At 65.1% G+C, this 1,286-nt stretch carries 1 protein-coding gene; it reads left to right on the top strand.

Annotated features, from left to right (window positions below; translation table 11 throughout):
• Positions 1–1,286: condensation domain-containing protein (locus tag PQR67_RS38130; RefSeq protein ID WP_408467941.1), on the top strand; the 1,286-nt coding region annotated here is incomplete at both ends.

Genomic DNA, 1,286 nt, shown 5'->3' with positions numbered 1-1,286 from the left:
GCGCGGTTATCTGAACCGCGCGGCATTGACGGCGGAGCGGTTCGTACCCGACCCGTTCTCCACGCAGGGCGGGCGGCTCTACCGGACGGGCGACCTGGTGCGCTGGCGGGTGGACGGGGCGCTGGAATATCTCGGACGGATCGACCATCAGGTCAAGATCCGGGGTTTCCGCATCGAACTGGGCGAAGTCGAGGCGCAACTGCTGGCGCAGGACAACGTGCGTGAAGCGGTGGTGACCGCGCAGGGCGCAACAGGTGGCATGCGACTGGTGGGCTACGTTGCACCGCATGCGGGCGCAACGCTGGATGGCGTGTCACTGCGCGCGGCCTTGTCCGCTGCGTTGCCGGATTACATGGTCCCCGCGGCGGTGATGGTGCTGGATGCGTTGCCGCTGACGCCGAACGGCAAGGTGGATCGTAAGGCGTTGCCCGCACCTGAATTCCAGACACGCGGCTACGAAGCGCCGCAAGGTGAACTCGAAACGACGCTCGCCACGCTGTTTGAACAGGTGCTGGAGGTGGAACGCGTCGGCCGGCACGACAACTTCTTCGAACTCGGCGGCGATTCGATTCTTGCAGTCAAAACGGTCTCGCGAGTCCGCCAGCAATGCCGCCTGGAAATTCCGTTGCCGATCCTGTTTGCGCATCCGACGCCTGCGGGAATCACCGCTGCGATGCGCGTGAGCGATGCATTGGAGACACGTCTATCCGGCGCAGTTGCCACGATTACGCGGCGCGCTGGCTCGCCGGATCGCGCGCCGCTGTCGCATACCCAGGAGCGGCTGTGGTTCCTGTGGCGACTGGATCGCAACAGTCCCGCGTACAACACGGTGGGCGCCACACGGCTGACCGGTCAACTTCACCGCGACGCGGCGCGTCGTGCGCTCTCGCTGATTCAGGCGCGTCACGAGTCGCTGCGATGCCACTTCGAGGACGTTGACGGTACGCCATGGCAGGTGATCGACGACGCGCCGTATGAGTGGGCGGAATACGATCTGGCATCGGCATCGGCATCGGCATCGGCATCGGCATCGGCATCGGCATCGACATCGGCATCGACATCGACATCGACATCGACATCGGACACGGACACCCGCCTGAAGTCACTGCTGTCGGACCTGTCGCGCCGGCCATTCGATCTGGAGCATGGCGCGCTGCTGCGGGTGTCGCTGGTGCGCGTCGCGCAGGACGTGCACGTGCTGCACTTCGCGATGCATCACATCGTCTCGGACGCGTGGTCGATCGGGGTGCTGACGCGTGAATTCGCCACGCTGTACCAGGCGTGCA

The organism is Paraburkholderia fungorum, from assembly GCF_046026025.1.
GTDB lineage: Bacteria > Pseudomonadota > Gammaproteobacteria > Burkholderiales > Burkholderiaceae > Paraburkholderia > Paraburkholderia fungorum_E.
This window is presented reverse-complemented; position numbering and strand designations above follow the sequence as displayed.